Raw genomic sequence first — 19,941 nt, 5'->3', positions numbered from 1 at the left:
TGCACTGGCACTGGCACTGGCACCTAAATCGTCACCAACACCAACATCGGCATCGACATCGGCATTACATCTGAATCAGCATCAGCATCAGCATTACACCGTAGGATGCGCATTTATGCGCACCTGGAATCATCAGAAGATTAGAGGCCGCTCTCGTGGGCAAAGGTAATCGATTTTCTGCGTGCATCGCGCACCGCGATGCCGTGAATCAGCAGGCCAAATACCGCCAGGATTGCGCCAACCCAGCCGGTGGATTGCCAACCAAGGCCCGCAGAAATGGTCACACCACCAAGCCACGCACCCAGCGCGTTCGCCAGGTTAAACGCCGAGTGATTCAACGCGGCGGCCATGGTTTGTGCATCACCGGCAACATCCATCAAGCGGATTTGCAGCACGCTCGCCAACGCCACCATGGTGCCGACCAACATCACGTTAAGCGATCCAGCAAACGTATAGTGCGCGGTGAAGACAAAGGCGCTCAGTACCAGCACCGACCAAATCAGCACCAGCCGGATGGTTTTTTCCAACCCACGATCGGCCAGACGACCACCGACCACATTGCCGATGATCATACCAAGACCAAATAGCGCTAACACCGCGGGGATCCAGCTCACCGGCATTTGCGCCAGCTCGGTTAGGGTCGGTTTTACATAGCTGAACACCGAGAACAGGCCACCACTACCGATCGCGCCAATAGCAAGTGTCAATAACACCTGCTTGCGCGTCAGGGCCGAGAGTTCACGCATTGGGCTGGCATTTTTGTCACCCGCGACATTGGGTACCCACAGCCCCACCAGAACCATCGTCAACAGTGCCAGCACACCCACAATGGCAAAGGCTTCACGCCAGCCAAAGATCTGACCAATCGCCGTCACCGCTGGCACGCCTAGCAGGTTGGCAATCGTTAGCCCGAACAGCACCATCGAAACCGCTTGAGCACGCTTTTTACGCTCAACCAGACCAGCCGCGACCAGGGCTGCTACCCCGAAGAAAGTGCCGTGCGGAAAGCCGGCGAGGAAACGCGCCAACAGCATCGAGTAATAGCCCGGCGCGATTGAACTCAACAAGTTGCCAGCTGCAAACAGACCCATCAAGGTCATCAGGAAATTGCGGCGTGAGGCGCGAGCGCCGAGAATGGCCAGCAGCGGCGCGCCAATCACTACGCCAAGCGCGTAAATACTGATCAGATGGCCCGCAGAGGGAATAGAAACGTTGAGACCTTTAGCCGCATCGGGCAGCAGGCCCATAATAACGAACTCGCCAGTACCAATGGCAAAGCCACCGGTACCTAGCGCAAACAGCGCTTTCAGCACATTGCCACGCGGCAGCGTTGCCTCGTCCGGCAGCTGATTAAGTTGGGGTTGAACAGATGACATGTTTTTCCGGAAACGCAGGTGAAAATTCAGTTCGGATACATCGTCAGAACTGAAAGGATTTAGCGGGGCATGATAACCGATTTAGATGTGATTTGGATGACTTGTCGCGGCGCAATTTATGGCGCATCTGTCAGCGATTTATCGCTGCAAGTCGCACGATAAATCGCACCGCAACAGGAACATATCTGCCATTACGCGGTTTGGTGCGCCAGCAGCGCCGCTCCGATCATCCCGCCATTATGGGCAAACATTCCTGGCACGACCAACGGATGATGCGTGCTGCGCAGCACATAGCGCTGCACCTCATCATTGAGCGCGTTCATCAGTGGCGTGACCGAGGCCAAGCCACCGCCGACTGCCACCAACGAAGCCCCGGTGATATTAATGGTATACGCCAACGGTTGGCTCACCAGTTGTAACCATACCTGTAGGGTGCGTTGTGCTTGACGATCTTGCTGCTGCCAGCCCGCAATGATGTTGATGCTGCTCATGCTGATGTGATGCAGTGTGCGATGAAGATTCTCCAGTCCGCGCGCACCACCGTAGCTATCCAGGCAGCCCTTTTGACCACAGGGACAAGGCTGGCGTGGCAAACGCACCGTTTCACCCGCGATATCTACCTCAGTCAAGGTGATCGGTCCATGCCCCCATTCACCGGTCAGGCCATTTTGGCCGGTAATGATACGCCCATCAGCCACTAAACCACCGCCAACGCCGGAACCGAGAATGGCACCAAATACCACTTTGTGGCCTTTGCCAACGCCCGCCAACGCTTCTGCGAGAGTGAAACAGTCCGCATCATTATGAACAATCACTTTACGCTGCAGTAACTCGCCCAAGGACTGATTGAGATTGCGTTGATGGAAGGCTGGTATATTACTGGCAAACATCTCGCCGCTCTCCGGAGAGACAATCCCCGCCGTGGAGATCGCCAGCGGTGAGTCCGCGCTGAAATATTGTTGATACTGTTCAATCATGCGGCCAATGAGCGCGGTGAAATCTGGCCAGCTCTGTGCCGGGATTTTTTGCTGATCGAGTATCGTTAACTGCTGCTGCGCATCCATTACGCCCAGTTTGACGAACGAACCACCCAAATCAAGGCAGATCACTGCCGGTTGTTTACTCATAAACGTTTATCCATTACATCGCGCAGGCCATCACCCAGCACATTAAAGCCAAGCACGGTCAGTAAAATTGCCAATCCGGGAAACAGCGACACATAAATATTCAGCCCAAGGAAGTTGCGTCCATCACTCATCATGGTGCCCCACTCTGGCATCGGGGGTTGCACCCCTAAACCGAGAAACGACAAGCTGGCCGCCGATAATACCACTGCGCCTGCCGTCAATGTTGATTGCACAATCAGCGGTCCAATCGAGTTGCGCAGAATGTAATGGGTGATGATGCGTGGATAGCGCACCCCTAACATATGTGCCGCTTCGATATACTCCATGTTCTTCAGGCCGAGCGTCAGGTTACGGCTCAGACGTGCATACACCGGAATCGAGAACAATGAGATCGCGATCAGCATGTTGGCAAGTCCTTCACCCAGCACGCTAACAATTAAAATCGCCAGCACGATACCGGGAAAAGCGAAAATGATGTCCATCACCCACATGATTAGCGCATCAATTTTGCGTCCCGCCAGGCCGGAAATGATGCCAAGCGGAATACCGATCACCATTGAGATGGCGACGCTCAAGCACACTTCCAGCAGCGTGATTCGTGCGCCATAAATTACGCGCGAGAAGATGTCACGACCGTAATCGTCAGTGCCAAACCAGTGTGCTGCCGAAGGCGCTTGCAGCGTGTTCAGCAAATCCTGCTCAATCGGATCCCAATGCGTCAGCAGAGGTGCTAGCGCTGATGCCAAGACCACCAACAACACCAGTCCACCACCCAAGGTGATCGATGGGTTGTTAAGCAGAAAGCGCAGCAGTTGGCGGCCACGCGAACGCGTTGGCATCAGTGAGGTATCGAGGCCGTTCATCAGTCGAACCTTATTTTTGGATTAAGCAGGCCAATCAGGATTTCACCCACTAAATTCATCAGCACCACTCCCGTAACCGCCACCAGGGTTACCCCCTGAATCACCGGATAGTCGCGATACTTCACCGAATCCACCAGCAGGCGACCGATACCCGGCCAGTTAAACACCGACTCCGTCACCACCGCGCCACCAATCAGACTGCCGAAATTGAGTGCGACAATAGTAACGATGGGGATCAACGCGTTACGCAGGGCGTGTTTCCAGTGAATGCTTGCCGCCGGTAGTCCTTTAGCCTTGGCCGTTCGGATGTAGTCCTGGCTCAAGACATCCAACATGCTGGAACGCGTCATGCGGGCAATCATCGCCATGGGTAAAATCGCTAACGTGACGGTGGGCATCACGTAGTTTTTCCACGAATCCGCGCCGAGTAGCGGAAGCCAACCCAGCTCTACCGCAAAGTAGTTCATTGCCAGCAGCGCGAGCCAGAAGTTGGCGATGGATGCACCAGCGATGGTCAACACCATCACAATTTGATCGGGAATCCGCTGGCGATAGATCGCCCCAGTCATGCCTGCTGGCACGCCAACGGCGATAGCCAGCAAATAAGCCAACGCCGCGAGCGATAGGGTATAAGGCAAACGCTCGCCGATCTCGGTGATCACCGGACGCTGTGACTGTAAGGACTCACCGAGATTGCCGTGCAAAGCTTCTGCGGCAAACTTGACGTATTGCACTGGCAGCGGCTGATCCAACCCCAGCCGGATGCGCATGTTATCCACCGCTTCCTGCGGCGCTTCCGGCCCCGCCATCAGGCGTGCCGGGTCGCCCGGCAACGCACGGATGGCAATAAACACGATGATCGAGACGCCGAAGATAATCAGCGGCAGCGAGAGCACCTTTTTCGCAACGTACGCTTTCATGGATCAGTTCTTCACTGCATCGCGAACCACAATTTGTCCGCCAGGCTGCATGGTGACGCCACTGATATTTTTGCGAGACGCGTAGAGATCATCCTGATAGAACAGCAGCACTTGTGGAGCCAGTCCGCTGATCTGTTTCTGTGCCTGGAAATAGAGATCTTTGCGTTTCGCGTCGTCGAGCGTCGAGGCGGCGGTATCGATCAGGTCATCGGTTTGCTTATCGCTAAAGAAGCCGAGGTTCGCACCACCAGGGGCAAAGCTGGCGCTATGATACAAAGGACGCAGTTGCAAATCGGAACCGTATAACCCGGAAGACCACGACGCCAGTACCGCATCGGTGCCCTGCTGGGCTTTCTCTTTGGCATCAGCAAAGGCGGCTTTGGTCCAAACACCGCTCTCCATCTGACGCACGTTGAGTTTCACGCCAATTTTCGCCCACAGCCCCTGCAACACCTGCGCGGTGCGTGCATCCGGTGCCTGAACCGCAATCGACATGCTGAAGCCATCCGGGTAACCTGCCGCTTTCAGCAGTTCTTTGGCTTTCTGCACGTCGTAAGGGTAATCCTTCAGGCTCTTGTCGTAGTTGGCATCAACCGGAGCCAGCGGGGAGTTAGCCGGCTGCGCATAACCAAACATAATAGCTTTAACCAGCGCCTGCTGATCGGTGGCAAAGTTCAGCGCCTGACGCACGCGCACGTCGCTCAACGCTTTGCTTTGCGTATTGAGATCCACCCAGAACACGGCCGCACCCGGCGACTGTTTTAAATTAACGTTGGCATTGTTTTTCAACATGCCGGCGAATTGCGGTGGCACTGGGTTAATAATATCGACCTGCCCGGATTGCAGCGCCATATTCATGACCGATGGCTCACTGCTCCACGTCCATTTAATTTCATCAGGGCCGGCTGACTTACCCCAATAATCGCTATTCTTTTTCTCCAGCACATATTCGCCGGATTTATATTGCTCCAGCTTATAAGGCCCGGTGCCGTCGGCTTTATTATTGATGCTGCCCGCTTTATCGGCGGTGGGGCTGACCATTAATCCCGGCCCTGAAGCCAATACGGTTAAAAAGGCCGGATTGATTTTTTTCAGCTGGAATTCAACGGTTAAATCATCGGTTTTCTTCACATCCTGAATAAAGGTGCGCACTTTACCGCTGCCCGCCAGGCCACGCTTGGTATCCAAATGACGCTGGAAGTTTTCCACCACGGCATCCGCGTTAAACGGGGTGCCATCATGGAATTTCACGTTGGGACGCAGCTTAAAGGTCCAGTGCAGCCCACTGCTGTCTGTACTCCAGGACAGCGCCAGCGCAGGAATAATTTTGCCGTCATCACCCAAACGCGTCAGGCCTTCGTACATCGGGTCGAGTACCGTGCCGGTGAAGGTCGCCGTCTGGTTACCCGGATCCATACTGCGCGGTGGTTCGTTCTGCATGATAACCAGCTGGCTCGCCAGTGCTGCCGAACTCATCAGCGACGCCAAAATACAACCGGCCAGCGTCAGTAGCTTGAAATGCTTAAGTTTGCTTTCCATGAAGGCCCTCAATGAATCATTGAAACGTTCGGTGAAATAACCTCGCTATATAAGGCACATTCTCTAAACAAAAGCCAAGATGATGGTTCATATATTTTACTTATAGTTAGATCTGTGTTCAAAAAATTAACTAAATAACGTTGTATTTGTTTTCTGGCCTGATTATTGTCAGGCCATAACGCTAATGCAGTGAGAACCCAAATGCTCAATGCCCACCAGCAGCAAATTTTGCGTCTGCTTATTGCCTCGCACGGCATGAGCCGTACCGCTATTGCGGAAAATATGAAATTGAGCAAAGCCGCTATTAGCACGCTGGTAAAAGAGATGCTCAACGCGGGATTGCTGGAAGAGAGCATTCCAGAATCCAGCGGCCAGGGTCGCCCATCGGTGTTATTAAAAATGCGCGCCGACAGTGCTTATTTCCTGGGTGCCTCTCTGCTCGGTGAGCAGGTTGTTTTGGTGCTGATCGATATGCACGGCCTGGTGTTGGCGAGTACGAAGATGGCCCTCAACCTCGATCCACAGCAGCTGAGTGCGTCATTAGCGGCGGCGATCCCCGACTTGATCGCTGCGAAAGGCATTTCAGCCGACCAGCTAATTGGCTTAGGCGTCACGCTTTCCGGCTTTGTGGATGAAAATCAGTCGGTTTGCGTGCAGTCAGCGCTGCTGGGCTGGAAAAACGTGCCGCTGGCCGAGATGCTGAAACAGCAAACCGGGCTGGACGTCTCGCTGGAGAACGATGCCAAAGCGCTGGCAGTCAGCGAGAAGATCTTCGGCGTGGCAAAGAAGGCCCGCAACTTCACACTGATTTCCCATGGTGACGGCATCGGTTCCGCACACTTCTTCCAGGGCCAACTGCATCGCGGCGCACACGGCGGGGCCGGTGAAATTGCGCACTGCACCATTGAACCCGGCGGACGCCCTTGCCGCTGCGGTAAACGCGGCTGCCTCGACACCCTCGCCTCGCTTACAGCCATTCGTGAGAGCGTGCGCGATAAGGTGCTGGAGACCCAATCCATCGCAGAACTGGAAGCGCTGGCCGTCAAAGGCAACAGTGCGGCGATCGCGATTTTGCATCAGGCGGGCCATGCGCTGGGCCTCTCCATCGCCAATATCATTCAGATGAACGATCCCGAACTGATCGTCATCGCTCATCAACCTGACGCTTTCGACGGCTTACTCAAGACCGTGGTGATGCAATCCATCGACAGCCACGTATTGCCCTCCATCATGGGTAAAACCCCGATTTCCAGCATCGTGATCAGCGAACAGAGCTGGGCGCGCGCCGCGGCAAGCGTGGCAGCATATCGATTTATCATTCAATTACCTGACTAGCGGAGGCTGTATGCGCATTGCTTTTGGTGGCATTCATACGGAGTGCAGTACTTATAACCCGGTGCTGAACTATGCCGACGACTTCCGCATCGTGCGCGGTAACGATCTACTGACCAACCCTTACTTTGCCTTTTTGCAGAATTACGATGCGGAGTTTCTACCGACCTTCCACGCGCGCGCCATCGCCGGTGGTCCGGTGGCGCGGGTCACTTATGATGACTTCAAGCAGGATTTTCTCACCCGTCTGCAAGCACAGCTGCCGGTGGACGGCGTCTACCTCGCAATGCACGGCGCGGTGTACGTGGAAGGGATGGAAGATGCCGAAGGTGACTGGATTACCGCGACTCGCGAACTGGTCGGCCCGGATTGTCCGATCACCGTCAGTTACGATCTGCATGGCAACGTGACGCAGCGCATCATCGATGCCATCGACATGTTCTCCACCTATCGCACGGCGCCGCACATCGATGTGGAAGAGACCATGCGTCGATCCGTGTCGATGCTGGTGAAAAGCCTGCAAACCGGCGTGAAACCCGGTGTGATTTGGGCACCGATTCCGGTGGTGCTGCCCGGTGAGCGCACCAGTACCGAAGATGAACCGGCAAAAAGTTTGTACGCACGTTTGCCGGGTATCAATGAAATCGACCACATTTGGGATGCGTCGCTGATGGTCGGCTATGTCTGGGCCGATGAACCGCGCGCCACGGCGGCAGCGATCATGACCGGTACCGACGCCGATGTGCTCTCCGAACAGGCAGCAAAACTGGCGCTGGCATACTGGCAGGCGCGCGACGAGTTTGTCTTCGGCTGCGTCACAGGCAGCACCGAAGAGTGCGTGAATATGGCGATAGCCAGTGAAACCGCACCGGTGATTTTGGCCGATTCGGGCGATAACCCGACCGGTGGCGGCGTGGGCGATCGCGCCAACCTGCTGGCCGAACTGATCCGTCAGGATGCGCAGGATGTGATCGTCGCCGGAATTACCGACAAACCTGCCACCGATGCTGCTTTTGCCGCAGGCGTCGGGGCGAAGCTTACGCTCACGATCGGTGCCACACTCGATCCCGCTGGTGGCAAGGTCACCGCAGAATTTGAAGTGCTGCTGGTGAGTGATGATGCGCGTTCGTTAGCGAAACAGGCACTGCTGAAAACCGGCGCAATCACCGTGGTGGTCGCCGATCGTCGTCGTCCTTATCACAATATCGCTGATTTTGAATTGCTGGGCCTCCATCCCGCTCAGGCCAAAATTGTGGTAGTGAAATCGGGTTATTTATCACCGGAGTTAGCGCCTCTGGCCAATCCTAACTTGATGGCCCTTTCAGAAGGTGTCGTGGATCAGTACGTTGAACGTCTGGAACGCAAACGCAAGCTGCAGCCCGCCTACCCTTTCGACACTGACTTTGAATTTCTGCCGGTCAGCACTCGTTCGGTTCGCTTTGTGGCCGCCAAATGAATCGCGAGCCGGTTATACAGGTAGAAAACCTCACCGTTGCTTTTCGTCACGACGATCAGTGGCGCGAGGTGGTCAGGAACGTTTCACTGACGATCAATGCCGGTGAAACGCTGGCGATTGTCGGAGAATCGGGATCGGGCAAAAGCGTCACCTCAATGGCCATTATGCGCTTGCTGAATATGCGCCACGCGCGCGTCACGGGCAAAGTGCTGTTGAACGGCGTTGATCTCCTCAAACTGAGTGAGAAAGCGATGCGGGATATTCGCGGCAATGCAGTGGCGATGATTTTTCAGGAGCCGATGACCAGCCTCAACCCATCGTTTACCGTTGGCCATCAGATTGCTGAAGCCTTGATCAATCACCGCAGCATCAGTAAGCGCGCGGCGCGTGAAGAGACCATTAAGCTGCTGGAAAAAGTCCGCATTCCCAACGCGGCTAAGCGCTACGATGATTATCCGCATCACTTTTCGGGCGGCATGCGACAGCGTGTGATGATCGCCATGGCGCTGGCGTTGCGACCAAAACTGCTGATTGCTGATGAGCCTACCACCGCGCTGGACGTCACCATTCAGGGGCAGATTCTTGATTTAATCAAAACGCTGCAAGAGGAAGAAGGCACTGCGGTGCTGTTTATCACTCATGATATGGGTGTGGTGGCAGAAGTCTCGGATCGTACGCTGGTAATGTATCAAGGCGATGTCATGGAGACCGGCAGCACGGCGGATATTTTTTCTGCGCCCTCGGTGGAGTATACCCGCACGCTGATTGCCACCGTGCCGCAACTCGGGGCCATGCGTGGCGTGGCTGGCCAGCAAAAGTTTGCCCTCAAAGGCGATGTGGTGCATAAACTACCTGACCCTCCAGCCTCGCAACAACCGCTGCTGTCAGTGAAAAACCTCAGCACCCGTTTTAGCATTCACGAGGGTTTGTTCAGCCGTAAGACGGGGGCGGTGCATGCAGTCGAGAACATTTCCTTTGATCTGATGCCCGGCGAAACGCTGTCGCTGGTCGGCGAGTCCGGCTGTGGTAAATCCACTACCGGGCGTTCCCTCACCCGCTTAGTGAAAGCCGATGCGGGCGAGGTCACCTTCGATGGTTATGACGTGCTGAATCTGTCCAGCAGCGAGCTGCGCCAGTTGCGCTGCGCGATGCAGATGATATTTCAGGATCCGTTCGCCAGCCTTAATCCAAGGATGTCGGTGCTGGAAGCACTGTCTGAACCATTTTTACAGCATCAACTGGGCAGCAAGCAGGCCGCTCAGCAAAAGGCGGCGGGATTGATGGAGCGAGTGGGTTTGTCCGCGATGATGATGAAACGCTATCCGCATGAGTTTTCTGGTGGTCAGCGTCAGCGAATCTGTATTGCGCGGGCGCTGATGCTCGATCCCAAAATGATCATCGCCGATGAATCGGTGTCCGCATTGGATGTGACGGTTAAGGCGCAGATCATCAATCTTCTATTGGATTTGCAGAGCAGCCTTGGCCTGTCTTATCTGTTTATTTCGCATGATATGGCGGTGGTTGAACGCATCAGCCATCGCGTAGCGGTAATGCTGTTAGGTGAAATTGTTGAAATAGGTCCGCGCGCTGCCATCTTTGAAAATCCGCAGCATGACTATACGCGCAAGCTGTTGTCATCGGTGCCGGTGCCTGATCCCGCGCGGCGTCATCTCAAACGACATGTGGATGCCAGTGAATTGAAAAGCCCGGTGCGCGGACTGGGATTCGTTCCAGAAACCCGACATTATCGCGAAGTCAGTGCCGGGCATTGGGTGATGGAGAGTTAAAACCGCAGTAATGAAGTAGTCAGTAAAACTGCCCGCACAACGCGGGCTAAATCATGAATGTGTAACTTTCCAAAGCCCTAAACGTCATTGGCAATCCAAGCTTTAACAATGAAGCAAGATATTGCTCCGAGCTGATTGCTGGATTTTTAAGACTTATGCGTTGCTCTTGAATAGCCTTTAAAACCAGCGCTCGATTCAAATCAATCAAATCTAAAATAAATTCATCCGGATGCATCGCCTCAATTTCCAGCACGTCCAAACTCTCGGCCGGGAAATCTTTTAAATTGAACGTGACGATGACTTCTGCATTGCATTTTATTGCCGCAGCAACCACATGCCTGTCATCTTCATCAGGCAGTGATAATCCGGGGATCAGCGGCTCAAGCCAGTCACAAGAGCATCAGGAAGCGCTTTATCCATTAGCGCTTCTATACGCTTAACCTTTTCCGAGGTAACTTCAAGCTTATTTCTAAGTAAGTTTCTTTGCCATTCATCATGGATAGTCGTGGTCCACTTCGGCATGTATAAACCACTTAATCCAAGTCGCATAAGCAGGTCACGGAGCATGTTTGGATAAATTACACAGGCATCAAGTACAACCGGATAAGGCGAGTGGTTCATTAGTAAAAACCGAGTTCCTGGCTTAAATCAGCCAACTCCTGCATAGCATGATTACTTTCACTTTCGCGCTGAGCTTTATAGCGCATCAGATCTGCAAAAAGCACACGGCGATGGCGGCCTGTTTTATGGTATGGCAGCTTCCCTTCTTCCAGTAACTTCACCATGTGAGGCCGTGAAACATTGAGAATGTTGGCTGCTTCCTGCGTCGTTAATTCAGCATGAACTGGAACGACCTGCACTGCATTTCCTTCAGCCAGTTCACCCAACACCTTCATTAACAACGTCAAAGCTGAAGTTGGCAACTCGATTTGGTGAGTTTCGTCGTTTGCATCCTGAATTGATATGATTTGCGTTTCCAGCTTTGTAGAGAGAACAGTCGCCAGTTCTCTTTGTCCACGCAAAGCGACCTCAATTTCCTTCTGAGCCGGAAGGCTTACATTGTCCAGAATTGAGTTTGTCATGCATTTTTCCAGTTTCTTAGTTCGTGAATTACAGCGCTCCAATAATAATCGAAACAAACGAAACAAACAACATACGAAATAAACGAAACAACCAGCCTGTTCTTTGTACTATAGCAACCGCAACAAACGCGCCGGGTTTCCGGCGTAAACGCCCTTCTGCGTGATGTCTTTCGTCACCACACTGCCCGCGCCGATGACCGCGCCATCGCAGATGCTGACCGCCAAAATGCTCGCGCCACTACCGATTGAGACATTGTTGCCCAGCGTGATGCGCGCCCAGCTTTCTCGATCGGCATTGGGTTTGCCATCCCGGAACATATCGTTGGCGAACATCACGCCGTGACCAATAAAGCAGTTTTCGCCCACGCTAACGTATTCACAGATGAAAGTGTGCGACTGTACCTTTGTGCCTCTGCCAATCACCGTATGTGCCTGAATTTCGACGAACGGGCCGATGAAAACATCGTCTTGCAGGGTGCAGCCATAAACGTTCGCAGGCTGGTAAATCGTAACGTTACTACCGATTTCAACGTTTTTGACTGCGACTTCGCGTAGATTTGGCTGCATTGAGGTTCCTTAATTTTGTAGGTGCGCACAGATGCGCACCTTCCTGTTGACGCGCTTAGCGGTGTTGCCATATTCACCACTAATCCTGTGGAATCATCCCCAATTCAAACATTTTACCGCTGCTAAAGCTCCAATCTTCGGCGTTGGTATGCTGGATGATGATCATTAAATCCGCCGGGCTTAGCTGCAACCGTTCATGGAATTGTTCACTTAATCTCTGGTACGTCTTGCGTTTCTGCGCTTCACTGCGCGTCTTGCCAGCCACAATATGCAGCAGCACATAGCGCTCACTGCGCCCGTCACTCAGGTAGTGTGCATCATAAATCAGGCGTTGTTCTGGCAATACGTCAATCACCTGAAAACGATCGCGCAGCGGCACATTAAATTCCGCCACCAGCACTTCATGCAGCGTATCTGATAAGACTTTTAAATCGACTTCGCTCCAGCCGTGACGCACGGTTATTCGGGTAAAGGGCATTAGATAGACTCCTGTTCAAGCACAGTCAGCGCACTCACCGCAGCCGGCCAACCGGCGTAAAACGCTAAGTGTGTAAAGAGTTCGACCAGTTCCTCTAGGCTTAATCCGTTTTGCACCGCAAAGTGCAAATGCCAGGGCAATTGCCGATCACGACCCAGCGCGGCTAACGTCGCCAGCGTGATCAAACTGCGCTCGCGTGGTGTCAGCGTGCTACGCTGCCAGATATCAGCAAATAACACCTGCTGCGTCAGCTCAGCTAATTTCGGTGCAACACGTTCTAACGACTCTCGATCCAATGAATGACTCATAGTTTTCTCCTGCGGGGGTAGGCAATGATTGTGTTGCACCGCTACAATCCTGAAAATCATATTATTCGGGAATAACAATCCTGATTTAGAGGATGATGATGGAAAAGCTTCCGGTATCACTCGATAGCGATGCCCTGCGCAGTTTTGTACTGGGTATTGAATGTGGCAGCTTCGCGCTGGCGGCGCAGCAGCTTTGCCGTTCAACCTCCGCGGTCAGTGCACAACTGAAAAAACTAGAGCAGCAGTGCGGAATGTCGCTGGTCACCAGGCGTGGTCGCCATGTAGTGCCGACGGCGGGTGGGGAAATGCTGCTGAGTTATGCCCGGCGTCTAATCGCATTGAATGATGAAGCCTGGCGCGCGGTGCGCGGGGAACTGTTGCAGGGCGATGTGCACATCGGCATGCAAGAGGACTTTGGCGAATCGCTGATGCCCGGCATCCTGGGTCCTTTCAGCCGCCAGCACCCCGGTGTGCGCATCAGTGCCCGCGTGGACCGAAATCAACCGCTACTTCAAGCGATGGCGGAAAAAAGCCTCGATATGGCCTTACTGTGGCAAGGTGATGATTTACCAGCACAAAGCCAGCTATTGGGGCAAACAGCGTTGACATGGATTGGCGCAGAGACCCTGGATATTACGGATGTCTTGAGACGAGGCGAATCTCTGCAATTGGTCATGTTTGAGGCACCTTGTCTGATGCGCACACGTGCCATCACGGTACTGGAACAGGCAGGCATTGCATGGCGCGTGGTGTTTACCAGCCACAGCCTTAGCGGCGTATGGGCTGCCGTGCAAGCCGGACTGGGCGTAACCTTGCGCAGCCACATCGGATTGCCCGGCTATTTGTCTTCCCTCAATGCCCGATTGCCATCGCCTGGTCATATGGGCATTGCATTGTTACAGCATCAGCCTGAAGACCCGGCGCAACAGATGTTATCGCAACTGACGCGACATGCCGTGGCCGGTTTTCTTCAATCAAGTTAAGGACAGACAATGACGCAACTAAATCAATATGGTCAACCAGTAGGGATACCTCTGCCGGATTGGCAACCGCTGGCTGCACCGCCCGCTATCGCCTTAGATGGTCGATTTTGCACCCTCGTCCCCCTGAGTGCGGCCCACAGTGCCGCCTTGTTTGATGCCTTCTCACGTGCACCGGACGATCGTGACTGGACCTGGCTTGGCGCGTCCAAGCCCACTTCGCTAGCAGAGATGGAAAATTGGGTCAGTGGTAAATGCCACGACAGCAGGTTAGTGAGTTATGCGGTGATCGACCATCGCACTCAACAGGCGGTCGGTGCGGTATGTTTCGCCAATATCGACGGCCAAAATGGTGCAATTGAAATTGGGCATGTGACGTGGTCGCCGCTGATGCAGCGCAACGTGCTGGGTAGCGAAGCGATCTTCCTGCTATTGCAGCAGGCCTTCCAGCTCGGTTATCGCCGCGTTGCCTGGCGCTGCGATTCCACCAACCTCGCTTCACGTCGTGCTGCAGAACGCCTCGGCTTCACGTTTGAAGGATGCTTCCGTCAGGCGATGACGCGCAAACAACGCAATCGCGATACCGATTGGTTATCGATAATCGACAGCGAATGGTCGCACGTTCGGCAGGCATTAACAGCGTGGATGTCGCCACAGAATATGGATAATAGCGGTTGCGAACAGCTGAAATTACGCGCTTATTTCGCGAATGAATCTAAGACCACTCCTCTGGAATGATGCTGGATGGCGCTACTTCATCAGCACCTGAAACTGCGGGTTAAACTCATCAAAGATCGGCAGTGCTGCTGCGCCAAGCGCCGCGGTGTCACTGCCCGTTAGCCCGATTTTCAGACGTGTTCCGGTGAGATAACGTCCGCGCACCGACTGATAGAGCGGAGGCAAACGCTGGATGATTTTATCCAGCAACGCGGCCGGCATCATGCCACCGATGATGACGCTCTCAGCATCGAAAATGCTCTCTAACATGCTGATGGCCTGCCGCAGCGGCGTTAGCATGGTGTCGACCCAACGATCAAACAGTGCAGGGTCGACCTCCAGCAGATCTTCTGGCAACGCCGTCATCGGATCCAACCCGCAGAATTCATATGCGGCTTGCAATGAGACGTAACGTTCAAGACACCCCTGATTACCGCAATAACACTCGCGTCCGCCTGGCTCGATCACCGCGTGACCGATTTCACCGGCGTTATGCGCATGGCCGCTGTAGACATGGCCATCCATAATGATGCCTGCCCCTAAACCAGTGCCGATGTACAGGTAGATAAAGGAGTTCAGGTGGCGTGCCACCCCATGAAAGCGTTCACCAATTGCCGCCACAGTGGCATCGTTCTCGAGAGTGACCGGTACATGACTCAGTTCTGCCAGCCGCGCCGCGATATCCACCTGTTCCCAACCGTGCAAAGTCGTCGGCCCAACCGAGGAGATGCCCTCCACACCAAAGGGGCCCGGCATCACCACACCCATCCCCAACACCTTCTTCCAGTTCGTCCCGAGTTGCGTTTTGATCTCGGTTAGCACCTCAGCAATGCGCGCTAAGGTGGCATCCGGCTGGGGCTTTTGCACCAGAATAAGGCGACGGAAGTGAATTTCTCCGGTGAGATCCACCAGCACAATCAGCAATGTTTGATGATCAAGATGAATGCCAATGGAGTATGCACTGGCCGGATTGAGCGCCACCGGGATCGCCGGTTGTCCTCGTCCCTGCTTGCGGGGTTGGCGGCTGGTGAGCAGTTCAGCGTCTTCCAGTTCAGCAACAATATTGGACACGGTTTGTGGTGTCAGGGCGGTGAGACGCGCCAGCTCGGCCCGCGTCAACTCGCCATGCAGACGAATCGCTTCAATGATCACGCGACGGTTGTGCGCGCGCGCGTGCTCCAGATTGGTTCCCGATGTTTTCATCCTGCTTCCCTCTCTTCACGCTCGCGACTGACCGCGTCACAATATCTATGATCGGCGGCACATTTTACAACCTGTTTACCTGACAGCGGCAAAATTCTGTGCAAAGTAGTGTCCAGCGGCAAACGAGATTTATGCCCTGGCACGTCACTTGCTTTAGCTAACTGATGTCAGCCGCAGCAATCTGACAACCTGTGCGCGTTATTAAATCAATCAAATTGATTTAATTAAATACCCTCTTCTTGCATCAAGGCGGAAAATGTTATGAAAATCCGGTTTTCGATCACATTGAAAGGCTGTGCCATCGCGGTGATGTTAGCCAGCGCGGGCAGTGCGGCAGCCGCAACCACCCTCAATGCGCTGTTTATGACCCAGGCGGCTTATAGCGAAAATGACATTCGCGCCATGACGCAGGAATTCCAGAAGTCCCACCCGGATGTACAGGTCAATCTGGAGTTTGTGCCGTACGAAGCGCTGCATGACAAAATCGTCGCGGCGCGAGGTGCAGGCGGTAACGGCTATGATGTGGTGCTGTTTGACGCCATCTGGCCTGCCGAATTCACCAAGTTCGATCTGCTGCAAGATGTCAGCAGCCGTATCCCGGCCGATGAAAAAGCACAGATCTTCCCGGGTGCCATGAACACCGTGGTGTTTAACGGCAAAACCCTCGGCATGCCGTGGATCCTCGATACCAAATATCTCTATTACAACAAAGCGATGCTGGAGAAAGCCGGTATCACCACGCCTCCACAAACCTGGCAGCAGGTGATTGATGATTCACGCATCATCAAGCAGAAAAACATCGTCAAGTACCCACTGGTGTGGAGTTGGTCGCAGGCGGAAGCGCTGGTGTGCGACTACACCACGCTGGTGTCCGGCTTTGGCGGCAAGTTCTATGAGAATGGCAAGCTGGACTTCTCCAGCCCGGCATCCTTGCAGGCAGTAAAACTGATGAAAAGCTCACTGGATGAGGGGCTGACCAATCCGGCATCACGTGAATATCTGGAAGAGGATGTGCGTAAGGCCTTCTCAAATGGCGATGCCGCCTTCGCACTGAACTGGACCTACATGTACAACATGGCTAACGATCCAAAGCAGAGCAAAGTGGCCGGCCAGGTCGGCATTGTTCCGGCTCCGGGCGATGCGCCGGGCAAATTTGGCGCGGTGAACGGTTCGATGGGGCTGGGCATTGCTAAGGGCAGCAGCCATCCAGAACAGGCGTGGCAGTACATTAGCTACATGACCTCGCAGCCGGTGCAGAACAAGTATGCCACGCTGAGCCTGCCGATCTGGAAAAGCTCCTATCAGGATCCAGCCGTGCTGAAAAACCAGGAAAGTCTGATCGCCGCCGCAGACAAGTCACTCAACGTGATGCTGTCTCGTCCTGAAACCGCCGATTATTCTCGTCTCTCCAATACCTTGCAGCAGCAGTTGCAGCAGGTGCTGGTTGGCAGCGCCACGCCAGACGCCGCCATGCAGACGGTGGATAAAAGCGCGGCGCGTTTGCGTTAAGGAGTGGGCATGCTGAGTTTGCGTCAACGCGAACAACGGCAGGCATGGGTGCTATTAGCACCCATGTTACTGGTGATGCTGTTACTCACCGCCTGGCCGCTGCTGCGCACCATCTGGCTCAGCTTCACTGATGCCGCCTTAATCGGCAGCGGTGAAGCGCCAGGCTGGGTGGGCGTGGAAAATTATCTGTTCGCCCTTACCGATCCCGATTTCCAAGCTTCGCTGTGGCGCACGCTCTATTTCACCGTGGTGTCGGTGGCGTTTGAAGGCCTCATCGGCGTGTTAGTGGCGCTGCTGCTGAATCAAAAGTTTGCGGGTCGCAATATCCTGCGCGTGCTGGTGATTCTGCCGTGGGCGCTGCCGACCATCGTTAATGCCATGATGTGGCGTCTCAACTTCAACCCAGATTACGGCAGTATCAACGCCCTGCTCACCCAGTTGGGTATTATCGATGGCTATCGCAGCTGGTTGGGCTCGCCTGATTCCGCATTGAATGCCGTGATGTTCGCCGATATCTGGAAAAACTATCCACTGGTGACCTTGTTGGTTTTGGCGGCGTTACAATCGATCCCGGACGATCTGTTTGAAGCCGCCAGACTGGATGGTGCATCAGCATGGCGGCGTTTTCGTGCCATCACTTTCCCGGCGATTGTCGGCCCGCTGAGTGTGGCACTGGTGCTGCGCACCATCGATGCCTTCAAGATTTTCGACATCATCTACGTGATGACGCGTGGTGGTCCAGTCGATAGCACCAAAACCCTGAGCTTTTATGTCTATCAGGAGTCGTTCAGCTATCTGCGTGCGGGCAGCGGCGCAGCCTATGCGATGTTGATGACCTTGCTGTGCGCCGTGCTGATCACCTTGTACATGTTGTTATTGTGGCGTCAGCGCCGTAAAGGGAGCGCGCATGAAGGCTAAAGTACGCATCGTCGCGAAATATATCGCCGCACTGTTGGTCGCCGTCACGGTACTTGCGCCGATGGGCTGGCTGTTCCTGATGAGCGTCAGCGCGACCAGCGATCTTACCCGCGTGCCGTTGGAATGGCTGCCGCGCCAGTGGGATTTCAGTCGTTACAGCAAGTTGATTTCGCTTGAACCTGGCCAGCCTGGTACGTTGTTCCTGCACGCTTTGGGTAACAGCCTGCTGGTTGCCACGGGTGCGACCATCATCTGCTTGCTGCTGGCGATTCCGGCGGCGTTCAGTTTTTCCCGTTATCGCGGACGTGACGGCTGGCTGTTCGCCTCACTGGCGATCTACATGGTGCCGCCGGTGGCCTTTGTGCTGCCGCTCTACTTCCTGTTGCAGCAGTTTGACCTCCTCAACACTCGCCCTGGTTTGATCATCGTCTACTGTTCGCTGATCCTGCCCTTTTTGACCTGGATGCTGAAGAATCAATTTGATGCGCTACCGCAGGATATCGAACAGGCGGCACGCCTCGATGGCCTGCGCGTGTGGCAGGTGCTGTTGCGTATTACCTTACCGCTGGCGAAACCGGTATTGGGAGCAGCAGCGCTGTTTGGCTGGCTGCTGGCGTGGGATGAGTTCTTCTATGCCCTCCTGTTTACCAGCAATATCGCCGCGCAAACCCTGCCGGTGACTATTGCAGGCTTCACCGCCGGGCGCGCCACCGATGATGGCTTGATTGCTGCCGTTGGGATTTTGGCGTCACTCCCCCCGTTATTTATTGCTATCTGGCTGCAGAAAACGCTGGTAAGCGGCTTAGCCAGTGGCGGGAGCAAAGGATGATCGCAAAAATGGATTCGACCGCCACGCTGTATGTGGTGGGCAATATTAACGTTGATTTGATCATGGGCACGCTGGATAGCTGGCCACAGCGCGGTACCGAAGTGATGTTGAATCACAGTGAACTGCGCCCAGGTGGATCGGCGGGCAACTGCGCATTGGCGCTGGAAGCGATGCAGATCCGCCATCGTGCGGTGGCGAATCAAGGCGATGACGGTCTGAGTAGCTGGCTGGCGAGTCACTTCCCGCATAGCGCCGCACACTGGACACGCTACCACTGTGAAACATCACTGACTGTGGGTGTGACGCATTCCGATCATGAACGGTCTTTCCTCAGTAATCTCGGCCATATCGTGAGGCTCACCGCAGAAGATGTGCTTAATCAGCTACCACTGCGTGCCAGCGAAGGCGACATTGTGCTGTTGTGTGGCACTTTCTTGTGCCTGCACTTGTATGACGAATATCCAATGTTACTGAGCGAGTTACAGCAGCGAGGATACACAACCGCCGTCGATACCGGCTGGCCCACTCAAGGCTGGACAGATGAGGTTCGGGAGCAGTTTTCCCACTGGCTACCCCTGTGTGACTGGCTGTTGTTAAACGAGGTTGAGGCACTCGGGCTGGCGAATTTGCCCGATCTTGCGGCGTGCGCACAGCACCTGGTCAAGCAACTCAGCGGGCGCGGCGGCTGCGTCGTGAAAAGCGGCTCGCAAGGCGCGGGATGCTGGCAATTGCAGCAGCACATCAGCCAGCCAGCGCGTCCCGTCATCGTGGTGGACACCATCGGTGCGGGCGACAGCTTCAACGCGGGATTTTTAGCCGCGCTGCTGCATCAGCAAGATATCACCACCGCGCTGCAATGGGGCATCGCGGTGGCTTCACTGGCAATCAGTACCTTGCCGCGTCGCTATCCCGACTGGCATCAACTGCAACTTTCCGCACAGGAGCGCTAA

At 54.5% G+C, this 19,941-nt stretch carries 21 protein-coding genes; 9 read left to right on the top strand and 12 right to left on the bottom strand.

Annotated elements, in window-relative coordinates; genetic code table 11:
- Positions 1-140 precede the first annotated feature (140 nt).
- The 5 genes from F3J38_RS01695 to F3J38_RS01675 all read right to left on the bottom strand — a co-directional run bounded on the left by F3J38_RS01695 (position 141) and on the right by F3J38_RS01675 (position 5,825).
- On the bottom strand, positions 141-1,376 hold the full coding sequence (locus tag F3J38_RS01695) for an MFS transporter (protein WP_167134520.1): 1,236 nt from the start codon (positions 1,374-1,376) through the stop codon (positions 141-143).
- 191 nt (positions 1,377-1,567) lie between these two features.
- Positions 1,568-2,503, bottom strand: coding sequence for an ROK family protein (locus F3J38_RS01690; protein ID WP_167134518.1), 936 nt, complete (start codon positions 2,501-2,503; stop codon positions 1,568-1,570).
- Positions 2,500-3,366 (bottom strand): ABC transporter permease, encoded by an 867-nt coding sequence (locus tag F3J38_RS01685; RefSeq protein WP_084931837.1) that lies wholly within the window; start codon positions 3,364-3,366, stop codon positions 2,500-2,502. The genes F3J38_RS01690 and F3J38_RS01685 overlap by 4 nt, the downstream gene beginning before the upstream one ends.
- Entirely contained in the window at positions 3,366-4,286 is a 921-nt protein-coding gene (locus F3J38_RS01680) for an ABC transporter permease (RefSeq protein WP_167134516.1), read from the bottom strand. Before F3J38_RS01680 ends, F3J38_RS01685 begins: the two co-directional genes overlap by 1 nt.
- A gap of 3 nt (positions 4,287-4,289) precedes the next feature.
- Positions 4,290-5,825, bottom strand: a complete 1,536-nt coding sequence (locus F3J38_RS01675; protein ID WP_167134514.1) for an ABC transporter substrate-binding protein — start codon at positions 5,823-5,825, stop codon at positions 4,290-4,292.
- A 201-nt stretch (positions 5,826-6,026) separates the two neighbouring features.
- On the opposite strand from F3J38_RS01675, the gene F3J38_RS01670 reads away from it, so the two are divergent.
- From F3J38_RS01670 to F3J38_RS01660, 3 genes are read left to right on the top strand one after another with little or no spacing between them, the layout of a single operon-like run.
- On the top strand, positions 6,027-7,160 hold the full coding sequence (locus tag F3J38_RS01670; protein WP_167134512.1) for an ROK family transcriptional regulator: 1,134 nt from the start codon (positions 6,027-6,029) through the stop codon (positions 7,158-7,160).
- Positions 7,161-7,170: 10 nt separating this feature from the next.
- A complete protein-coding gene (locus F3J38_RS01665; protein WP_167134510.1) occupies positions 7,171-8,613 on the top strand; it encodes a M81 family metallopeptidase in 1,443 nt (480 codons plus the stop codon).
- Positions 8,610-10,400, top strand: coding sequence for an ABC transporter ATP-binding protein (locus F3J38_RS01660; protein WP_167134508.1), 1,791 nt, complete (start codon positions 8,610-8,612; stop codon positions 10,398-10,400). Before F3J38_RS01665 ends, F3J38_RS01660 begins: the two co-directional genes overlap by 4 nt.
- Positions 10,401-10,446: 46 nt before the next feature.
- Here F3J38_RS01660 and F3J38_RS28060 read toward each other — a convergent pair whose 3' ends face one another.
- From F3J38_RS28060 to F3J38_RS01635, 6 genes are all read right to left on the bottom strand, one after another.
- Positions 10,447-10,734: a VapC50 family PIN domain-containing toxin gene (locus F3J38_RS28060; protein ID WP_240155869.1), complete on the bottom strand. Its 288-nt coding sequence runs from the start codon at positions 10,732-10,734 to the stop codon at positions 10,447-10,449.
- Positions 10,735-10,772: 38 nt separating this feature from the next.
- Positions 10,773-11,021 carry a hypothetical protein gene (locus tag F3J38_RS28055; protein ID WP_240155868.1) on the bottom strand — a complete coding sequence of 83 codons (249 nt, stop codon included), beginning with the start codon at positions 11,019-11,021 and terminating at the stop codon, positions 10,773-10,775.
- Entirely contained in the window at positions 11,021-11,482 is a 462-nt protein-coding gene (locus F3J38_RS01650) for a helix-turn-helix domain-containing protein (protein ID WP_167134506.1), read from the bottom strand. The genes F3J38_RS28055 and F3J38_RS01650 overlap by 1 nt, the downstream gene beginning before the upstream one ends.
- Positions 11,483-11,590: 108 nt before the next feature.
- A complete protein-coding gene (locus F3J38_RS01645; RefSeq protein ID WP_097118776.1) occupies positions 11,591-12,049 on the bottom strand; it encodes an acyltransferase in 459 nt (152 codons plus the stop codon).
- A 79-nt stretch (positions 12,050-12,128) separates the two neighbouring features.
- Positions 12,129-12,527, bottom strand: a complete 399-nt coding sequence (locus F3J38_RS01640; protein WP_167134504.1) for a tautomerase family protein — start codon at positions 12,525-12,527, stop codon at positions 12,129-12,131.
- Positions 12,527-12,835: a carboxymuconolactone decarboxylase family protein gene (locus tag F3J38_RS01635; protein WP_167134502.1), complete on the bottom strand. Its 309-nt coding sequence runs from the start codon at positions 12,833-12,835 to the stop codon at positions 12,527-12,529. Before F3J38_RS01635 ends, F3J38_RS01640 begins: the two co-directional genes overlap by 1 nt.
- A 98-nt stretch (positions 12,836-12,933) precedes the next feature.
- On the opposite strand from F3J38_RS01635, the gene F3J38_RS01630 reads away from it, so the two are divergent.
- Together F3J38_RS01630 and F3J38_RS01625 are read left to right on the top strand one after the other, a co-directional pair.
- Complete coding sequence (locus F3J38_RS01630) at positions 12,934-13,818, top strand: LysR substrate-binding domain-containing protein (protein WP_167135546.1); 885 nt, start codon at positions 12,934-12,936, stop codon at positions 13,816-13,818.
- Positions 13,819-13,827: 9 nt separating this feature from the next.
- A complete protein-coding gene (locus tag F3J38_RS01625) occupies positions 13,828-14,553 on the top strand; it encodes a GNAT family N-acetyltransferase (RefSeq protein ID WP_167134499.1) in 726 nt (241 codons plus the stop codon).
- Positions 14,554-14,565: 12 nt separating this feature from the next.
- Here F3J38_RS01625 and F3J38_RS01620 read toward each other — a convergent pair whose 3' ends face one another.
- Positions 14,566-15,735: an ROK family transcriptional regulator gene (locus F3J38_RS01620; RefSeq protein ID WP_167134498.1), complete on the bottom strand. Its 1,170-nt coding sequence runs from the start codon at positions 15,733-15,735 to the stop codon at positions 14,566-14,568.
- A 261-nt stretch (positions 15,736-15,996) separates the two neighbouring features.
- Here F3J38_RS01620 and F3J38_RS01615 point away from each other — a divergent pair, with 261 nt between their 5' ends.
- From F3J38_RS01615 to F3J38_RS01600, 4 genes are read left to right on the top strand one after another with little or no spacing between them, the layout of a single operon-like run.
- The gene (locus F3J38_RS01615) at positions 15,997-17,244 is read left to right on the top strand and encodes an extracellular solute-binding protein (RefSeq protein ID WP_167134496.1); all 1,248 of its coding nucleotides are present in this window, start codon (positions 15,997-15,999) and stop codon (positions 17,242-17,244) included.
- Between the two features lie 9 nt (positions 17,245-17,253).
- Positions 17,254-18,162, top strand: a complete 909-nt coding sequence (locus tag F3J38_RS01610) for a carbohydrate ABC transporter permease (RefSeq protein WP_167134493.1) — start codon at positions 17,254-17,256, stop codon at positions 18,160-18,162.
- Positions 18,152-18,991: a carbohydrate ABC transporter permease gene (locus tag F3J38_RS01605; protein WP_167134492.1), complete on the top strand. Its 840-nt coding sequence runs from the start codon at positions 18,152-18,154 to the stop codon at positions 18,989-18,991. The genes F3J38_RS01610 and F3J38_RS01605 overlap by 11 nt, the downstream gene beginning before the upstream one ends.
- A gap of 8 nt (positions 18,992-18,999) precedes the next feature.
- Positions 19,000-19,941, top strand: coding sequence for a carbohydrate kinase family protein (locus tag F3J38_RS01600; RefSeq protein WP_167135544.1), 942 nt, complete (start codon positions 19,000-19,002; stop codon positions 19,939-19,941).

Source organism: Candidatus Pantoea formicae (assembly GCF_011752625.1).
GTDB lineage: Bacteria > Pseudomonadota > Gammaproteobacteria > Enterobacterales > Enterobacteriaceae > Pantoea > Pantoea formicae.
Note: the sequence above shows the minus strand (reverse complement) of the source record. Positions and strands in the feature narration are given on the sequence as shown.